At 71.1% G+C, this 15,292-nt stretch carries 17 protein-coding genes; 16 read left to right on the forward strand and 1 reads right to left on the reverse strand.

Annotated elements, in window-relative coordinates:
* Nucleotides 1-4: 4 nt before the first annotated feature.
* The 16 genes from ACWEOO_RS39255 to ACWEOO_RS39330 all read left to right on the forward strand — a co-directional run bounded on the left by ACWEOO_RS39255 (nt 5) and on the right by ACWEOO_RS39330 (nt 13,982).
* On the forward strand, nt 5-1,135 hold the full coding sequence (locus tag ACWEOO_RS39255; RefSeq protein WP_452147382.1) for an LLM class flavin-dependent oxidoreductase: 1,131 nt from the start codon (nt 5-7) through the stop codon (nt 1,133-1,135).
* Complete coding sequence (locus ACWEOO_RS39260; protein WP_452147383.1) at nt 1,132-2,400, forward strand: cytochrome P450; 1,269 nt, start codon at nt 1,132-1,134, stop codon at nt 2,398-2,400. The genes ACWEOO_RS39255 and ACWEOO_RS39260 overlap by 4 nt, the downstream gene beginning before the upstream one ends.
* A gap of 317 nt (nt 2,401-2,717) precedes the next feature.
* The gene (locus tag ACWEOO_RS39265) at nt 2,718-3,854 is read left to right on the forward strand and encodes a hypothetical protein (RefSeq protein ID WP_452147384.1); all 1,137 of its coding nucleotides are present in this window, start codon (nt 2,718-2,720) and stop codon (nt 3,852-3,854) included.
* Nucleotides 3,772-4,527, forward strand: coding sequence for a 3-oxoacyl-[acyl-carrier-protein] reductase (fabG, locus tag ACWEOO_RS39270; RefSeq protein WP_452147385.1), 756 nt, complete (start codon nt 3,772-3,774; stop codon nt 4,525-4,527). The genes ACWEOO_RS39265 and fabG overlap by 83 nt, the downstream gene beginning before the upstream one ends.
* Nucleotides 4,524-4,946 (forward strand): hypothetical protein, encoded by a 423-nt coding sequence (locus tag ACWEOO_RS39275; RefSeq protein WP_359924443.1) that lies wholly within the window; start codon nt 4,524-4,526, stop codon nt 4,944-4,946. Before fabG ends, ACWEOO_RS39275 begins: the two co-directional genes overlap by 4 nt.
* The gene (locus ACWEOO_RS39280) at nt 4,943-5,464 is read left to right on the forward strand and encodes a 3-hydroxyacyl-ACP dehydratase FabZ family protein (protein WP_452147386.1); all 522 of its coding nucleotides are present in this window, start codon (nt 4,943-4,945) and stop codon (nt 5,462-5,464) included. Before ACWEOO_RS39275 ends, ACWEOO_RS39280 begins: the two co-directional genes overlap by 4 nt.
* Nucleotides 5,461-5,718, forward strand: coding sequence for an acyl carrier protein (locus ACWEOO_RS39285; RefSeq protein WP_359924447.1), 258 nt, complete (start codon nt 5,461-5,463; stop codon nt 5,716-5,718). Before ACWEOO_RS39280 ends, ACWEOO_RS39285 begins: the two co-directional genes overlap by 4 nt.
* Before the next feature lie 12 nt (nt 5,719-5,730).
* Nucleotides 5,731-6,936 (forward strand): beta-ketoacyl-[acyl-carrier-protein] synthase family protein, encoded by a 1,206-nt coding sequence (locus ACWEOO_RS39290; RefSeq protein ID WP_452147387.1) that lies wholly within the window; start codon nt 5,731-5,733, stop codon nt 6,934-6,936.
* Entirely contained in the window at nt 6,933-7,991 is a 1,059-nt protein-coding gene (locus ACWEOO_RS39295; protein ID WP_452147388.1) for a beta-ketoacyl synthase N-terminal-like domain-containing protein, read from the forward strand. Before ACWEOO_RS39290 ends, ACWEOO_RS39295 begins: the two co-directional genes overlap by 4 nt.
* Complete coding sequence (locus ACWEOO_RS39300; protein ID WP_452147389.1) at nt 7,979-9,076, forward strand: beta-ketoacyl synthase N-terminal-like domain-containing protein; 1,098 nt, start codon at nt 7,979-7,981, stop codon at nt 9,074-9,076. Before ACWEOO_RS39295 ends, ACWEOO_RS39300 begins: the two co-directional genes overlap by 13 nt.
* Complete coding sequence (locus tag ACWEOO_RS39305) at nt 9,073-9,924, forward strand: beta-ketoacyl synthase N-terminal-like domain-containing protein (RefSeq protein ID WP_452147390.1); 852 nt, start codon at nt 9,073-9,075, stop codon at nt 9,922-9,924. The genes ACWEOO_RS39300 and ACWEOO_RS39305 overlap by 4 nt, the downstream gene beginning before the upstream one ends.
* Nucleotides 9,921-10,718: an alpha/beta fold hydrolase gene (locus ACWEOO_RS39310; RefSeq protein ID WP_452147391.1), complete on the forward strand. Its 798-nt coding sequence runs from the start codon at nt 9,921-9,923 to the stop codon at nt 10,716-10,718. Before ACWEOO_RS39305 ends, ACWEOO_RS39310 begins: the two co-directional genes overlap by 4 nt.
* Complete coding sequence (locus ACWEOO_RS39315; RefSeq protein WP_452147392.1) at nt 10,709-11,569, forward strand: thioesterase family protein; 861 nt, start codon at nt 10,709-10,711, stop codon at nt 11,567-11,569. Before ACWEOO_RS39310 ends, ACWEOO_RS39315 begins: the two co-directional genes overlap by 10 nt.
* A complete protein-coding gene (locus ACWEOO_RS39320) occupies nt 11,566-12,255 on the forward strand; it encodes a DsbA family protein (protein ID WP_452147393.1) in 690 nt (229 codons plus the stop codon). The genes ACWEOO_RS39315 and ACWEOO_RS39320 overlap by 4 nt, the downstream gene beginning before the upstream one ends.
* Nucleotides 12,252-13,385: an acetyl-CoA C-acyltransferase gene (locus ACWEOO_RS39325; protein ID WP_452147394.1), complete on the forward strand. Its 1,134-nt coding sequence runs from the start codon at nt 12,252-12,254 to the stop codon at nt 13,383-13,385. Before ACWEOO_RS39320 ends, ACWEOO_RS39325 begins: the two co-directional genes overlap by 4 nt.
* 3 nt (nt 13,386-13,388) lie before the next feature.
* Entirely contained in the window at nt 13,389-13,982 is a 594-nt protein-coding gene (locus ACWEOO_RS39330; protein WP_452147395.1) for an NADPH-dependent FMN reductase, read from the forward strand.
* Here ACWEOO_RS39330 and ACWEOO_RS39335 read toward each other — a convergent pair.
* Complete coding sequence (locus ACWEOO_RS39335; RefSeq protein ID WP_452147396.1) at nt 13,979-15,271, reverse strand: CoA transferase; 1,293 nt, start codon at nt 15,269-15,271, stop codon at nt 13,979-13,981. The genes ACWEOO_RS39330 and ACWEOO_RS39335 overlap by 4 nt on opposite strands.
* Nucleotides 15,272-15,292 lie beyond the last annotated feature (21 nt).

Consider the following 15,292-nt stretch of genomic DNA (forward strand, 5'->3'; position numbering starts at 1 on the left):
ACGGGTGTCCATCCGTTTGCATTGGTTCATCCCGTCCCACGGAGACGGGCGCGAAGTCGCCCGTCCCTCGGCCGCCGGCGCGAACGGGCAGGGCCCGGTCGGTCACCAGCGACGTGATCCGGACATCCGCTACCTGGTGGATGTGGCCCGGGCCGCCGACCAGGTGGGCTTCGACGGCGCGCTCATTCCGTTCGGCCTGTTCTGTGAGGATCCCTGGCTCGTCGCCGCCGCAGTGAGCCAGGCGACCGAGCGCCTGGGACTGATGGTCGCGTTCCGGACCGGGCTGGTCAGCCCGACGTTGCTGGCGCAGATGGCCGCGACGCTGCAGCGGATGTCCGGCGGACGGCTGCTGCTGAACGTGGTCGCCGGCGGTGACCTCGAAGAGCAACGCCGGTACGGCGACCACCTGCTGCACGACGAGCGGTACGACCGGGCCGACGAGGCGCTGCACGTGATGACCGGGGCGTGGACCGGCAAGGTCGACGTTCACGGACGGTACGTGCACGCGGTGGGAGCCACCGTGGTGCGTCCGCCCGATCCGCTGCCGAGGATCTACGTCGGCGGTTCGTCTCCGAGCGCGCACCGTCTGGCGCTGCGCTACGCCGACGTACTGCTGTCCTGGGCCGAGCGGCCGGCCGATCATCGAGCCGTCGTGGACCAGGTCGCGGCGTACGGCGCGGACCGGCCGATCTCGTTCGGAACCCGGTTCCACGTCATCACCCGGGACCGGTCCGAGGACGCCTGGACCGAGACACGACGAATCATGGAGACCGTCGACCCTGCTCTCGTCGAGCGGACCCAGCAGCGTCTCGCCGGCAGCGACTCCCACGGCCAGCGCCGCAATCTCGCGCTGCACAACGGCGACCTGCGCAACTTGGAGGTCTACCCGAACGTGTGGGCGGGCCACGGCCTGACCAGACAGGGCTCGGGCCTCACGCTCGTCGGTTCCCACGCCGAGGTCGCCGACCGCATCGAGGAGTACCACCGCTGCGGGGTGAACGAGTTCATCCTCTCGGGTCAGCCGCACCTCGAAGAGGTCTATTGGTTCGCGGAGGGCGTGATGCCGATCCTCAGAGCGCGCGGCCTGCTCGGTTCCACAGCCCACGACGTCGCCATGGAGGTGAGTGCCGGATGACTCTCCCACGACAGGAGCCACCGGCGTACGACGCACTGGCGGATCCGCGGACCTACGTGAACGGTCCGCCGTGGTCGCTGTTCGCGAGATTACGCCGGGAGGCGCCGGTGGCCTGGATCGAGGAGCCTGTGGTCATCCGGCGCTCCGGCGGTCTGGAGCGGGCGACCCGCGGGCCCGGGTTCTGGGCCGTGACCTCGCACGCGTTGGTTGACATGGTCTCGCGACAGCCCGACCTGTTCTCGTCGGCCGAACGCGGTCCGTTCCTGCCCGAGCCGCAGTCGCGGTCCGACCTCGAACGGATGCGCCGCATGCTGGTCGGGATGGACGCGCCGGAGCATCGCACCTACCGGCAGCGCGTGACGCAGGTGCTCGACAGCCAGGCGGTCCGGGCCATGAAGGAGTCCATCGACGGCCACGCGCAGGCCGTCGTACGGCGTGCCGTCGAGGCGGGCCGTTTCGAGGCGATCGGCGATGTCGCGGCGGATCTGCCGCTGCTGGTGCTGGCCGACCTGCTCGGCATCCCGCACAGTGACCGCACGCTGTTCATGGAGTGGAGCAACGCGCTGGTCGGGTTCGACGATCCGGCGTTCGGCGGCGGTGACGTCCGCGTGTTCCGGCAGGCCATCGCGGACGCCTTCGGGTACGCGGCCGGGATCCGCGCGGACCGGCTGCGGACACCGCGTGACGATCTGGTCAGCAAGCTGGTCGTGTCGGAGGCCGACGGGTGCCGGCTCACGGAGCTCGAGTTCAGCCACCTGTGGCTGCTGCTGATCGTGGCCGGCAACGAGACCACGCGGCACCTGATCTCCGCCGGACTCGAGTTGGTGGCAACCGAGCCGGGCCTGGCCGCCGAGCTCGCCGCCGACGAGCAGCTGCTGCCGACGTTCGTGGACGAGCTGCTGCGCTGGTCGACGCCGATCATGCAGTTCCGCCGGACCGTGACCAGCGACACGGTTCTCGGCACCCAGCGCCTACGGGCCGGCGACAAGGTGGTGCTGTACTACGTCTCGGCGAACCGGGACGAGACCGTGTTCACGCAGCCGGAGCGATTCGATCCGCGGCGGTCGCCCAACCCGCATCTCGCCTTCGGCGTCGGGCCGCACTTCTGCCTCGGCTGGCACGTCGCCCGCGCCGAGGCGATCGCACTCTTCGGCGCATTTCGCCAGTGGTTGCCGCAGGTGCGGCTGGAGGCCGATCCGGTGCGTCTCGAGTCGAATTTCATGAACGGAATACGAGAGCTCCGGATGGTGCTCGCAGCCAATTAATGCAGCTCTCAATTACGAGCGTTTCGGGTGCATCAATCCGCCCCGCTGCCGGCGAAATTGCCGCAGCGGGGCTGCTGTCCGATCACGGGCGACAGGTCGCCGCGATCCCAAGTCTAGCGGTGATCTGGACGCTTCGCGGTCGTGGCGTGGCGGATTGCAACAACCTGCAGATTCGTTGCGCTGCGTAGTTGCCGATCGGCAGGCTGGGCGATGTTCAACTGCGGGTACCCAGCGGTTGAACGCGTTCTGCCTATTCTCCGGAGGGGTTCATTGCGCGTCCAAACATAGACATTATCCGCTCCTTTACAGGGGGATACATGGTTGAATATGGACAGGAGTATCACGGGACACCGCCCACAGGCCCGGAAGTACCGAACCTGGCACCAGCTCAGCTCGTCCCGCGAGAGCTCCCCCTGCAGGAAATCTCGGTCGCCGACTCGCCGCGGTTGCGCGGCGTCGACGCCGACCACGTCCGGTTCCTCGCCGAGATCGGCGGCTGTCTGCCGCCGATCGTCGTGCACGAGGAGACGCGGCGAGTCATCGACGGCGCCCATCGCGTCGAGGCCGCGCGGCTGCGCGGCGACACCACGATCAGCGCCCTGATGTTCCAGGGCAGCGAGCAGGCCGCCTTCGTCCTGGCGGTCGAGGCCAACAACAGTCACGGTCTGCCGTTGTCGCTGGCCGACCGGCGCGCCGCGGCGGCCCGGATCTTCAGCGCGTATCCGCAGTGGTCGGATCGCCGGCTGGCGTCGGTGTGCGGTCTGTCCGCGTCGACGATCGCGCAGCTGCGCCGCCGGCTGCGGGTCGACGAGGCCGGCGCCGAGCCCCGGATCGGGCGGGACGGCAAGATCCGCCCGACCGACAGCGGCGTACGGCGCCTGCGGGCCAGCGAACTGTTCAAGGCGGACCCGGACGCGACGCTGCGTGAGGTGGCGGCCAAGGCCGGCATCTCGGTCGGCACCGCACGGGACGTCAAGGAGCGGCTGCGGCAGGGCGCACATCCGGTGCCGCGGTCGTTTCGGGCGTCGTTGCCCGGCGAGCCGGATCTGGACGCGCCCGATCTCGTCCGCGAGGAGGAGCCGACGCCCACGGTCATCGACGGCTGCGAACGCGGGCGCCTGCTCGAGACGCTGTGCAACGACCCGTCGGTGCGCTTCACCGACTCGGGCCGCCACTTGCTGCACTGGCTGCGCGGGCGGGCCTCGGGGGTGGACGGCTGGGACCAGGCGCTGGACGGTCTGGAGCCGCACTGCGACTTCGTGCTCGCCAAGCTGGCCAGAACGGTGTCCAACGAATGGTCCCTGCTGGCGACGGTCGTCGAGGAGCGCGCCCGGAACCGCGTCGACGAGCTGCCCGACGAAAGGTCCCACCATGGAAATCGGCAATCTCCGGCTGCCGGCCCACGTGCTGGTCACGGGCATCAGTCGTGGAATCGGCCGCGCAGTCGCACTTGACCTCGCGCGCCGCGGTGTCGCGGTGAGCGGCTGCTATGCGAGCAACAGTCGCGCGGCGGGCGATGTCGGCGCGGAGCTCGACGCGCTGGGCGCCCGGTCGGCGCTGGCGGCCTGCGACGTGTCCCGGCTGGCCGACACCGACGAGTTCGTGGCGGAGGCGGAGCGCCGGCTCGGCCCGATCGAGGGCGTCGTCAACAACGCCGGGATCACCCGTGACGGACTCGCGGTCACGATGTCGCCCGAGCGCTGGTCCGAGGTCATCGACACCAATCTGACCGGGACCTGGAACGTCTGCCGGTCGACGACGTACCGCATGCTCAAACGCCGGAGCGGGTCGGTCGTCAACGTGTCGTCGACGGCCGGTGTGTACGGGAACAAAGGCCAGACGAACTACTCGGCCGCGAAGGCCGGGATCATCGGCCTGACCAAGGCCCTCGCGAAGGAGGTCGCGCCGTACGGCGTGCGCGTCAATGCGGTGGCCCCGGGTTTCATCGAGACCGACATGACCGCCGGGCTGTCGGAGCGGCAGCGGGAGCGAGCCCTGACGTCGATCCCGCTGGCCAGATTCGGCGGCGTCGACGACGTCAGCGAGTTGATCGCCTTCCTGTTGTCGTCCTGCGCCGGATACATCACTGCACAGGTGATCCAAGTCGACGGAGGGATGGTCCTGTGACGACCACCGCAGCCCGCAGTCCACGACTCGGGCACGCGTCGCCGCTCACCGAGATGCCGATGTCCGACCCGGCGTACGCGAACGACGCGGTCGTCCGGCTGGTGGAGATTCCGGCCGGGGGCGCATACCAGGACAGCCACTTTCCCGAGCATCCGATCTTCCCGGGCGTCTTCCTCGCCGAGTTGTGCTGCCGTCTCGCGCTCGACCTCGTGGACCATGCGCCGGCCGTCTGGGCCGTCACGCAGATCCGCGCCCTGCGTCTCGTGGCGCCGGTCCATCCGGGGGAGACGCTCGAGGTCCGGACGGTCCGGGACGCTCAGGCCGGTCCCGCCCGGAACTCGGTGGATGTCTGGTCGACCTTCAGCCGTGACGGCACCGTCGTCGGGACGGCGTACGTGACGCTGGAGCCGCAGCCATGAGCGCCGTCCGCTCGACGGCGCCGGCGGTGTTGCCGCAGTTGCTGCCGCACGGCGCCGGCATGCTGCTGGTGGACCGCGTCGAGTCCCTGACCCCCGGGCGTTGCCTGGTGGCGGCGCACACGGTTCGCGCCGACGAACCCTGCTTCGCCGCAGGCGCGGCCGGCGGCCTGCTCCGGTACCCGCCGACGCTCCTGCTCGAGTCGATGGGTCAAGCCGCCGCGCTGCTGTGGATGGCGAGCACGGCGTACCAGCACGAGCAGGTGCCGATGCTGGCGACGGTCCGAGGCTTCCGGCTGCTCGGGCCGGTGTTCGCGGGCGACGTGGTCCGGCATCGCGTGCGGCTGGAGCACTGCGGACAGCAGTCCGCGATGGCCTCCGCGACGACCGAGGTCGACGGCGTCCGGGTCGCCGAGGTCGAGTCGCTCCTGGCCGTCGGGCGAAGACCTGCCGAACTGCCTGCCGCATCCGCGGCGCCAGACGAAGTCGCGTCACTACCGACAAAGGAGAAGCGAGCATGACCGACGTGTCCACCACCCATTACGAAGACCTGCGCGAGCTCGTGGCCGATGTGCTCGAGGTCGAACCCGACGAGCTCACCGGCGACGGCAGCTTCATCGAGGAGTACGAGGCCGACTCCCTGCGGGCGATCGAGATGCTGGCCCGGATCGAGAAGAAGTACCGCATCGAGATCCCGCAGTCCGAGCTCGAGAAGATGGAGAACCTCGACGCCGTGTACGCCGTCACGGCCGGCTACGCCGGATGGTCCGAGTAGTCGGGACGCGCCATGCGACGGGTCTTCATCACCGGCATCGGACCGGTGTCCAACATCGGCACCGGAGTGTCGGCCTTCACCGAGGGGCTGCGCTCCGGGCGTTCCGGCGTGTCGACCATCTCCAGCTTCGACCTGTCGGGCTTCCCGCGCCGCCTCGGCGGCGAGGTCAAGGACTTCGCGCCGGACGGCCTGATCCGCAACCTCGACCCGGACCGTTGGGGTCGCTCCAGCCTGCTGGCGGCGGCCGCGGCCCGGCTGGCCGTCGAGGACGGCGGGCTCGACGAGCAGGTGCTGACCGAGCGCCGCAGCGGCGTCGTCATCGGAACGACCAGCGGTGAGTCCCGGGTCGTCGACGAGATCGGCGAGCGCGTCGCCAGGGCCGGTCACGAGCGGATGCCGCGGGAGGCGGTGCGCAAACTCCCCGCGGCCAGGCTGAGCGCCGCGGTCAGCGAGGAGTTCGGGCTGTACGGCGAGTCGGTGACGATCGCGACCGCCTGCGCGGCCGGCAACTACGCGCTCGGTTACGCCTTCGACGCGGTGGCCGGCGGCCGGGCCGAGTTCATGCTGGCCGGCGGGGCCGACTCGGTGTGCCGCTGGGCGCATGCGGGTTTCGTCCGCCTGGGCGCCGTGGCCGAGCAGGCGTGCGCACCGTTCGACCGGGACCGGTCGGGCATCGTCACCGCCGAGGGCGGAGCGATGCTGCTGCTCGAGTCCGCGGCGAGTGCCGAGGCCCGCGGGGCGCGGGTGTACGCCGAGATCCTCGGCTACGGGCTGAACTGCGACGCGAACCACATGGTCGCGCCGAACGCGGAGAGCATCGCCCGGTGCATGCGCCTCGCGCACCGGCGGGCAGGGATCCGGGCCGAGGAGATCGAGTACGTGTGCACCCACGGGACCGGCACACCGGCGAACGACCGGACCGAGGTCGCGGCCCTGCGGGACGTCTTCGACGGCCGGGTGCCGCCGGTCAGCTCGATCAAGTCGATGCTCGGGCACACGATGGGCGCGGCGAGTGCGTTCGGTGCGATGGCCTGTGCGCTCGCGATCGCGGAGGGCTTCCTGCCGCCGACCATCAACTGGCGGACACCGGACCCGGAGCTGGCCGACATCGACCCGGTGCCGAACTATGCGCGGCCGCACCGGATCCGGATGGCGCAGAACGACAGCTTCGCGTTCGGCGGCAACAACGCGATCGTCGTCCTGGCGGAGGCACTATGAGTTCACTGGAGATCCTGGGAGTCGGGACCGTCGGAGCGGACGCCGATGCGGTGCGCCGGGCGAGCCTGTCGGCCGCGGAGCTGGCCGCGCGCTGGGAGGAAACACCGTTCCCGGCGACGACGGTCTATGCGCCCGTCGAGCTCGACGTGAAGCGTCAGCTCGGCCGTAAGGGCACCAGCTTCTTCGATCGGCGGACGGCGCTGACGATCCTCGCCGCGCGCGATGCGCTGACGGACGCGGGGATCGATCTCGAGGCGGTCGACCGGTCGCGGGTCGGCGTGGTGCTCGGGACCGCGATCGGCAGCATCCAGTCGTCCGTCGACTACTCGGTCGCGACCTTTACCCAGGACCCGCCGCACCTGGTCAACCCGGGGCTGTTTCCGAACACGGTGATGAACGGGGCCGCCGGCCAGGCCGCGATCTGGTTCGGCCTCACCGGGGTCAACGCCACGATCGGCGGCGGATCGATGGCCTTCCTCTCGGTACTGCGCTACGCGACAAGCCTGTTCGACACCGGTCAGAGCGACCTGCTCGTCGTCGGAGTGGTCGACGAGCTGACGCCGGTCGGCGCCTGGGTCGCCGGAGGGCGGGAGGACGTGCGCGGTTGTCTGGCCGAAGGCGGCGCGCTGTTCGTGGTGCGCGCGACCGATCAGGAGACGCACGACCGGCCGCAGGTGGTCGGGGTGACGATCGGCTTCGCCCCGTCCTCCGCGCCGCGGATCGAGGCGCTGGCTCGCTGCGCGACGGAGGCCTTGTCCGATGCCGGCGTGGCGCCCGAGGAAGTCGCCTGCGTCGTGGGTCTGTCCGCCGGCGAGCTGGCGTCGTTCCCTTCGTCCGCCTGGTTGGCCGGTCCCGGCATCGAGAATCTCGACCGTGCTCCGCTCGACAGCGGCAACGAGTTGGCCGACCCGGCCACGGACATGATCGCGCTCGCCCGCGTGCTGGGCGCACCGACCGCCGAGACGGCGTTCCGGCGGTACGGGCTGTTGCTGGCATCCAGCGACGAGGGCGCTGTCGGCTGTGCCGTACTGCGAGGTCCGTCGTGGCACTCCTAGCGCAGATCGTCGTCCGCACCTGTCTCGGTGACGGCGAATCCACCTTCCGCCGCATGATGGCCGGCGCGGTCGGCGCGCGGCCACTCGACGGGATCGACGCGGACCTGGTGAATGTCGGGGCCGGCTATCAGATCGCCGGGACTCCGGCCCCCTCGGCGACGGAGCTGCTCCTTCAGTGCCTCGCCCCGATGGCCGAGCACAGCGAGGGGCCGCGTCCGGTCGTGATCGGGACCGGACTGCGGGAAGTCCGGCCGATCGAGCGCTGGGCGGTGGGAGAGGGGGCGGTCGACGCCGGTTGCCTCGACTTCGGGAAGGACGTCACCGCGAAGCTGCCGGACCTGTGGCCGGTGACGACGATCTCCAATGCGTGCAGCGCGTCCGGGCACGCGCTGGCGATCGCGCAGGACATGGTCGACAGCGGTGAGGCGGCGGCTGTGGTCGCTGCCGGAGTCGACGTGGTCGCGGCGTCGATGCTGGCCATGATCGGCCGGGTCAGCCAGACGCGGACGGCCAGGGTGCGGCCGTTCGACACCGACCGGACCGGCGTGCTGCTGGGCGACGGCGCCGCCGCGGCACTGGTGGTCCCGGACGACTGGACGGGCCCGGTCGTGGGCAGGCTGCTGGCGACCGGCCTGTCGTGCGACGCCTTCCACGAGACGGCGCCGTCCGAGGACGGGATCGTTCGCGCGATGCGGGACGCCCATCGCCGTGCTGGACGGGCCGCCGCCGACGTCGACCTGATCGTTGCTCATGGCACCGGAACGGCACTGAACGACCCGGTGGAACTCGGCGCGATCGCTGAGGTGTTCGGGACGGCGGACGCCGGGCCCTTGGTCACGGCGGGGAAGGGCACGGTCGGTCATACGTCCGGCGCGGCCGCCCTGGTCAGTCTCGACCTGGCCGCGCGGACCCTGACCGGCGACGTGCCGGCGATCGCGGGACTGGTCCGTCCGATCGCCGAGGCCACGGGGATCAGGCTGGTCAGGTCGCCGTTGCGGGACGCGACGGTGAACCTCGTCCAGGTCAACGCCTTCGGGTTCGGCGGCGTGAACGCGGTGACGCTGCTGGAACGGATCGCCTCGTGATCGCCGTCACCGGTCGGAGCCTGCACGTCCCGGGCCTGCGCCCGGGGACCGCGCTGCTGGGCTGGGTGCCGGAGCCGGCCTGCGAGCCCGAGGATGCGCGCGAGCTCCTTGGCCGGAAGGGATTGCTGGCCAAGGAGCCTGCGACGGTCCTCGCGCTCTGCGCGGTGCATCGGGCCCTGGGCCTCGAGCCCGGGAGCGGTCCGCGGCGCCGTGACGAGCCCGTCGACAGCGGTACGGCGGTCGTCGTCAGCTCGAACCTCGGCAATCTGGCCACGGTCTGTGCGGTCACCCGGCAGGCGTACGCCGGGCGAGTGCGCGAGGTGAGTCCTCTCGACGCACCGAACGTGTCGAGCAACGTCATCGCGAGCAGCGTGGCGATCCGGTTCGGCTTCGCAGGACCGAACCTGATGGTCTGCTCCGGCGATACCTCCGGCTCCGACGCGCTGGCGATCGCCGCCCGGCTGCTCCGCGCGGGCCGCTGCCGGCGCGCGATCGTGGTCGGCGTCGAGCCCCGTGACGAGGTGACGGAGGCCGTCTTCACGGACCAGCTCTTCGACGGCGCCGCCTGCGTCGTACTCGAGCAACTGGAGGGCGATTTCGTGATAGGTCCGGTCACCACCGCCAGGCGGCCGCGCGTCGAGCAGGCGGATGTCGTGCTCGCGGCAGGTCAGGGCGGTCTCGATCTCGACCGGCAGCTGGGGGCGACGTACGGCGCGCGTGGCGTCGTGCAGGCCGTTGTCGCGACCCAGGCCGTTGCGTCGGGTACGGCGGCGTCGGTGCAGGTGCTCGACGGCGGCCCGGACACGGGGTACCGGATGTTCACCGTCCGCAGGGAGCCGCGCCGATGACCGCGGGATCGCCGGCGGTGCACCGGCTGAGTCCACCGGCGGAGCGGACCCTCCTTGTTCTGCACGGACTCGAGGACACCCATGGAAGCTGGCGGCCGGTCGCTCGCGCACTGGGAGCGGGCTGGGGCTGCGTCGGCGCCGACATGCCGTGGCACGCCGGGAACTCGTACCAGTGGCGATGGGACGCCGCGCCGGGGGACTGGGTCGCCAGGACGCTGGCGCAGCTCGATCGTCCGCCGGACCTGGTGCTCGCGCACTCCTTCTCGGCGAATGCCGTTCTCGACTTCCTCGTCAGGGACCAGCGCCCGGGAATCCCGGCCGCGGTGCTGCTGTCGCCGTTCTTCTACGGCACGAAGCAACGGGCGACCTGGCAGACCTGGGACGCCGCGCGGCGGGCGTTCGAGCGGCAGATCCGCGCGGGGATCTCGGTACGCTCCCGCTCCCGCATCGGTGCCGGCGATCTCGAACTGGTGATCAGCAGAACGCTCGCCAGGGTAGGGATCGACGGTTTCGTCGCGGTCTTCGACGAGTACCTGCGCAGCGGGACTCTCGATCTCGGCGCCGTCTCGGTCCCGGTCTCGGTGGTGGTCGGCGGCAACGAACGCACCCGCGCCGCCGAATGCGCCGCGCTGGCCGCCGCACTGCCCAACTCGAGCCTGGTCATCGAGCCGGACCGCGACCACTATCTTCACCTGACCGATCCCGGGCGGGTGGCCGAGCACTGCCGAAAGGCGCTTCCGCCGGCCCTCGCGGATCGGGCCAGCTACCAGAGAGGAGCTTCCGGATGCTGGTAGACGAGACGGTCTCCGCCGACACCTTCCGGCCGCGCTACGGCAGCGCGAACATTCGTACCTGGATCGGCTTCAAGCAGTTCATGTCGATCGCCGAGGAAGCCGTGCTGACCTGGTTCCGCGATCGGGGCCGCGGACCGCAAGAGCTGTACGAGTCGCACGGCCTGGCCTTGTCCGTGCTGGACAGCTCGGTGCTGCTGCCGTCGGTGCTGACCATCGACGACACCGTCGAAGCCCAAGTGGAAAGCCGTGGTGCGGGCGACTTCAGGGTGCGCCTGACGACGGAGCGGAAGACCGGCCCCGAGACGGTTCTGAAAGGGCGGGTCCGGGTCGGCCTCGTGGACGAGACAGGCGAGGGGCAGCGGCCACCTGGAGACCTGGCGGCCGCGGTCGACGTCGTACCGGGGCTGCCGCCGGCGACGACGACCGTGGACGCAGACGCGTTCCGGCACGATTGGACCGCGCGCTACTTCCACTGCCAGTACTCGAGTCGCGTGCAGCACTCGGCGTACGTCGCTCAGCTCGAGGAGCTGGTCGACCGCTACCTCGCCGGCGTCGGCCTCGCGATCCCGGAGCTGCTCGAGACCCGCGGGTGGATCCCGGTGGTGTCGCGGGCACGCGTGACACTGGTCGGACAGGCGTGTATGGGCGACGTGATCGCCTCGCGCTTCGCGGTGACGGATGTCTGGAAGGACAAGGCGTACGACGGGCGGATGACCTGTGAGGTCGGCGGCACGCCCGTTGCCCAGGCGTCCATCGTGCACGGGTACGCCGTCAGCCGCGGATCCGGCGCCGGTCAGCTGGCGACGCTCGACGCGGACACCCTGCACCGCCTGACGAGGGCGGACCGATGACGCGACCAGGTCCGCGGATGCACTTCTCGTTCCGCAGTCCCTACACCTGGATGGCGTCGATCAAGCTGCGCCGGCGGGTCCCGGACGCGTTCTCGCGCCTCGAGCTGGTGCCGTACTGGAATCCGGACCAGCGCACCCGGGACGAGCTCGCGGCCCGGGGCGCGGAGTTCCACTACGCCGACATGAGCAAGGCCAAGCACCTCTACATCCTGCGTGACACGCGGGGCCAGGCCCGCAAGCTCGGGCTGACGATGCGGTGGCCGATCGACGTCGACCCCTGGTGGGAGTTGCCGCATCTGGCCTGGTGGGTCTGCCGGCGGCAAGGCCGGGGTGAGGAGTTCTTCGACGCGGTGATGGCGGCCCGGTGGGAGCGCGGCGAGAACATCTGCGAGCGACCGGTGGTACGCCGGATCTGCGCCGGGCTCGGCATCGACGACGAGGAGGTCGTCGCGGCGCCGGAATCGGCCGACGTGCGGCGGGACGCGGTCGAGGCGCTCGTCAGGGCCTACCACGACGACATCTTCGGCATTCCGTACTTCCGCACCGGGCAGCATCGCTTCTGGGGCCTGGACCGCGTGGACGACTTCGTCGACGCGTGGCTGGCCACTGCCACGCCGGACGCACAGATGCCTGCACAGGCGCAGGTGCGAAGCTTCGGCGACGACACCGCCGGAGGGTGCGGATGATCGGCGCCGGCACGCCGGTGCTCATCGACGGTGTGCGGACCCCGTTCGGCAAGCGCGGCGGAGCGCTCTCGGCGTTGAAGCCGGTCGCGTTGCTGCGCTGTGTGCTCGAGGCGGTCGTCGAGCGGGCCGGGGTTCCGCCGTCGATGATCGACCAGGTCGTCGGGGGCTGTGTGACCCAGGTGGCCGAGCAGGGGCTGAACGTGACCCGGAACGCCTGGCTGGCCACCGGCTGGGACTACGCACCCGGATGCACGACGGTCGACGCCAGTTGTGGCTCTGGGCAACAAGCGGCGCACTTCGCGGCCGCGCTGATCGGGTCCGGAGCCGCGGACACGGTGATCGCCTGCGGCGTCGAATCGATGAGCAGGGCTCCCGCCGGTAGCAACGTTCCGGCCGGTGTCGACTCGGTCAAGCTGCCGGACTATCCATGGGACGACCCCCATGGGGTGCAGTTCGGCGGCGCAGAGCGCGTCGCGGACGCGGCCGGACTCACGCGCCGGGATCTCGACGAGTACGCCGTACTGTCGCAGACCCGTGCCGCGAACGCGGCCGCACAGGGACGCTTCGGTGCGGAGATCGTCCCGGTCGCCGGCCTGGCGACGGACGAGGGAGTGCGGGCGACCTCGCTCGACGTTCTCGCGGAGCTGACGCCGGTCATGCGCGGCGGGCGGCACACGGCGGCGACCAGTTCCCAGGTGTCGGACGGAGCCTCGGCCACGCTGTGGACGTCGTACCGCAGGGCGCGGGAGCTCGGCCTGCGTCCGGTCGCCCGGATCCGGGCTCAGGAGTTCCGCGGATCTCCGCCCGACCAGCTGCTGTCCGGTCCGCTGGTCGTGACCGAGCCGTGCCTGGCGCGAGCCGGGGCCGGGGTCGGGGACCTGGACGTGGTCGAGGTCAACGAGGCGTTCGCGAGCGTCCCGCTGGCCTGGTGCCGGAAGTACGGCCGTTCCCCGGACACGGTGAATGTCGACGGAGGCGCCATCGCTCTCGGCCATCCGCTCGGGGCGACCGGCGGCCGGCTGCTCGTCCACGCGGTCCGCGAGCTGCAACGGATCGACGGCGAGTTGGCTCTGGTGACGTTGTGCTGTGGAGGCGCAATGGGTGCTGCGACTGTGCTGCAGAGGATGTGACGTATGTCTGCCGGAACGCGAGCTCGAGTCCGCGAACTGACGCCCCAGGCCGCGACGCGCCGCCTCGGCGCCGTGGTGCCGTGCACCGTCCTGGTCGGGAGTCCACGGCAGCGTTCCCGGACCCAGACGGTGACCGAGCTGCTCGCCCGGCGGACCTGCGACCAGTTGCGGGAGGCCGGCGTCGACGTCGAACCCGCCCGCCTGGTCGAGCTCCGCAAGCTCAGTCCGATCGCGTTCGACGGGCAGCAGGAGGAAGTCCAGGCCGCGATCGCGGACGTGATGCGGCCGGGTCTGCTGTTCATCGGTTCGCCGACGTACCTGGAGACCTTCAGCGGGATGCTGAAGGTGCTGCTGGACCTGGTGCCGCGGGACGGTCTCGGGCAGACCGTCGCCGTGCCGGTGATGACTGCCGCCGACCGCCGGCACCGGTTCGCCGTCGAGCGCTATCTCGCACCGCTGCTGGTCGCCATGGGCGCCCGGGTGCCGGTGCCGGGGCTGTCGGTGATCGAGGAGGAGATGCCGCGCATCGACGGGCTGCTCGACTCCTGGTGCGAGGGTTCCTGCGCGCAGCTGGTCGCCGCGCTGGAGGAGATCTAGCGTCCGCGGCGGCGCCGGGGCTGTTTCGGCGTCGTCCCGATGACCTTGGCCGACCGGTACCGCTCGATCGACGCGCTGTCCAGGCCGATCCAGTCGCGCAGCACCTCGTCGGTGTGCTCGTCGAACCGCGGCGCGGGCCGGCGGCTGGCCAGTCGGTGGGCTCCGATCGTTCCGGGCAACGTGAGGTACGCGCGGCGACCCGCGACGGCGTGCGGAACGTAATGGGTACGACCGGTCCGGGTCAGCTCCCCGCTCGCCCACAGGCCGGCGATCGACCTGACGGCCTCGGCTTCCAGACCTGCCTGCTGGAGAGCGGCGACCGCCGAGTGGACGTCGAGAGCTGTCGCGACGTCGCAGTCGGTCGCCGTCGGTCCGCGATAGGCGGTGTAGCCGTCGAGAACGGGGAGGATCCCGCCCACGCCGGGGCCTGGCTCGGAGTTGCCCAGGCGGGCCGGCTCCCGTCCGTCGCGACTGCAGTACACCAGCCCTTCGCCGAGTTGCATCCACAGCGTCTCGTGCTGCGCCAGGTCGATCCAGTCGCCCGCGCCGTCGGCGGCACGACCGAGCCAGGCGAACAGGATCGCCGCCGCGCCGTGGATTCCGGCGACGGCGTCGGGGAAGTACGTCGTACTCACCGCGGCGCCGTCGGCCGGGGGACCGTACCGTGCGGCGAATCCGCCCATCGCCTCGATGACGCTGCCGTAGCCGGGCATCGCGGCGTGCGGTCCGGTCTGGCCGAGCGCCGGCATCATCAGGACGACGAGTCCGCGGTCCACCAGGCCGCGGACCGCGGGCGTCAGGCCGCGTTTGTCCAGGACGTCCGCGGACAAGTTGATCACCAGCGCGTCGGCGCGTTCGGCCAGGCGCTCGAAGAGGACGGCTCCCTCGGCCTCGTCGAGGTCGAGGGAGATCGCGCGCTTGTTCCGGTTCACGCTGTTGAACTGCGCGGACGCGTCCCAGGTGCAGGTGTCCGGATCGGCTCCGGCGGGCAGGTCGACGCCGAGATCACCGAGGCGGCGCCGGCTCCGCCAGCCGTCCGGCCGCCGGCCCACCTCGACCCGGACCACGTCCGCGCCGAGAGCGCCGAGGATGCTTCCGGTCAGCGGACCGGACCACGCCAGCGTCAGCTCCAGCACTCGCCGGCCGGCGAGTGGCAGCGGCGCCGCGGCGATCTCTGGCCGGTTCCGGCGTACCGGCTGGGTCAGGAACCAGTCGCTGTCCGCGCCGGGTCGGCGGAGGGCCCGCCCAGGGTCAGCGCGCGGCGAGCAGCTCCGCGATCTGGACCGCATTCAGGGCCGCGCCCTTGCGCA

Source organism: Kribbella sp. NPDC004138 (genome assembly GCF_053603655.1).

Coding starts and splice junctions, on each gene's coding strand:
- ACWEOO_RS39260 (WP_452147383.1), top strand. CDS start 1,132: ATGACTCTCCCACGACAGGAGCCACCGGCGTACGACGCACTGGCGGAT.
- ACWEOO_RS39265 (WP_452147384.1), top strand. CDS start 2,718: ATGGTTGAATATGGACAGGAGTATCACGGGACACCGCCCACAGGCCCG.
- fabG (WP_452147385.1), top strand. CDS start 3,772: ATGGAAATCGGCAATCTCCGGCTGCCGGCCCACGTGCTGGTCACGGGC.
- ACWEOO_RS39280 (WP_452147386.1), top strand. CDS start 4,943: ATGAGCGCCGTCCGCTCGACGGCGCCGGCGGTGTTGCCGCAGTTGCTG.
- ACWEOO_RS39285 (WP_359924447.1), top strand. CDS start 5,461: ATGACCGACGTGTCCACCACCCATTACGAAGACCTGCGCGAGCTCGTG.
- ACWEOO_RS39290 (WP_452147387.1), top strand. CDS start 5,731: ATGCGACGGGTCTTCATCACCGGCATCGGACCGGTGTCCAACATCGGC.
- ACWEOO_RS39295 (WP_452147388.1), top strand. CDS start 6,933: ATGAGTTCACTGGAGATCCTGGGAGTCGGGACCGTCGGAGCGGACGCC.
- ACWEOO_RS39310 (WP_452147391.1), top strand. CDS start 9,921: ATGACCGCGGGATCGCCGGCGGTGCACCGGCTGAGTCCACCGGCGGAG.
- ACWEOO_RS39315 (WP_452147392.1), top strand. CDS start 10,709: ATGCTGGTAGACGAGACGGTCTCCGCCGACACCTTCCGGCCGCGCTAC.
- ACWEOO_RS39320 (WP_452147393.1), top strand. CDS start 11,566: ATGACGCGACCAGGTCCGCGGATGCACTTCTCGTTCCGCAGTCCCTAC.
- ACWEOO_RS39325 (WP_452147394.1), top strand. CDS start 12,252: ATGATCGGCGCCGGCACGCCGGTGCTCATCGACGGTGTGCGGACCCCG.
- ACWEOO_RS39330 (WP_452147395.1), top strand. CDS start 13,389: ATGTCTGCCGGAACGCGAGCTCGAGTCCGCGAACTGACGCCCCAGGCC.
- ACWEOO_RS39335 (WP_452147396.1), bottom strand. CDS start 15,271: ATGCGGTCCAGATCGCGGAGCTGCTCGCCGCGCGCTGACCCTGGGCGG.